The 1,444-nt window shown below is 71.2% G+C and carries 1 protein-coding gene; it reads right to left on the bottom strand.

Annotated elements, in window-relative coordinates:
• On the bottom strand, positions 1-1,321 hold a 1,321-nt coding region (locus R5W23_RS08190; RefSeq protein ID WP_320685911.1), incomplete at its 3' end, for an IS701 family transposase.
• Positions 1,322-1,444: the final 123 nt, after the last annotated feature.

The raw sequence follows: 1,444 nt of genomic DNA, 5'->3' as shown, positions 1-1,444 counted from the left end.
CCAAGCACCGGTGGGCGAGGTCGCGGATTTTCGCGTGGTCGTGGTGCTCGCCCACAACGGCCTGAATCTCCTGGGCCAACAGCTCGTGTTGCCACGCCCGGCGCTTGTCCGCGTGGCTCGGGCGCCGGTTCGGGTCGTCCCAAGGGGAGGCCGACCGATGCCCCACCCGTTCTTCGGCCTCCCGGTCCCAGGCCCATACCTCGGTCATGGTGAACGACCACAGGCACAGATGAAAGGACCCGATATTGGTCGGCAACCGGCGCACCTGTTGGTGGCCCGCACCGGCGGTCTGCTTGAGGTCCCGGAAGCACGTCTCCAGGGCGAACCGGTCGGCCACCCGCTCGAGGATGTCGGCCACCGTCGCGGTGGTGTCGGTGCCGAAGAATGCGACCCACCCGTGGGGCTCGTCCACCCGCACCACCCGGATCGCACCGCCGGCCGGGCGCCACGTGGCCACGAGCGTCTTGTACTTCTTCTCGACCGACTTCCCGTACACGGTGAACGTGCCGGTACTCCACCCGCCGTGGTGGGCGGCCCGCTTGGCCAGCGACACCCGGTCCGTGCCATACACCCGCGGGCGCCCGCGGGTGCCCGGGGCTCGCGGGCCCGGCACCGAGCACCGGGCCGCGTCCCGCCGCAACCGGCTCACCACCGTCACCCCGAGCTTGCGCAGGGGCTTGAGCACCGGCCCCTGGGCGTACGCCCCGTCGGCCACCACCCACACCGCCTTCCCCCACAACGTCAGCCACCCGTGAGCCCACCGCACCAGGTCCACGGCCATCGCCAGCGTGGTTGCGAACGGGGGCCGATCCGTCGCCCGGACCGCCCCCACGTTGGTCCTGCGGATGTACAACCGGGCCAACAGGGGCAGGGCCACGACCCCGCCCAGCGGGTGCGCCACCAATAACCCGAGGACCACCCACACGTGCCCGTACACGAACCCGCTCCCGGCCGGCCCGGGTGTCGGGTTGTGATGCACCCCGGCCCCTTGCACCTTCGACCCGTACCGGGCCGTCGGGGTGTCGTCCAACGCCAGCACCACCCGCGGCCCCGTTGCCACCACGGGCTTGAGCACCTCGAGCAACAGCCGCGTGGCGATGCGGTCGGTGCGGCGCCCGACGGCCGCGACCGTGGCGTAGCACCGGCGGTACTGGGTGGAGAGCCCGGCGGCCCGAATCCAGTTGCTCAGGGCGCGGCGCCCGCGGGTCAGGATCCGGCCCAAGAACAGGACCACCAGCCGGCGCCCGGACCGCGGGTCCAACGCCCCCGCGAGCACCGAAAACCACTGGCATCGAGGGACCGGGGTATGCGACGATAACATGGCCGCGTCCGTTCGGAGTACGTTGGTCGTGTGGTAACGCCATCGTCCCGGGCGGACCGGCACTCGTCTACTACCAATCCCGAGGCTCACGCCAACGGCCTAGAACTTCGCGGAAAGTACAGA

The organism is Gemmata algarum (assembly GCF_034097035.1).
In the GTDB taxonomy this organism is placed as follows: domain Bacteria; phylum Planctomycetota; class Planctomycetia; order Gemmatales; family Gemmataceae; genus Gemmata; species Gemmata algarum.
This window is presented reverse-complemented; position numbering and strand designations above follow the sequence as displayed.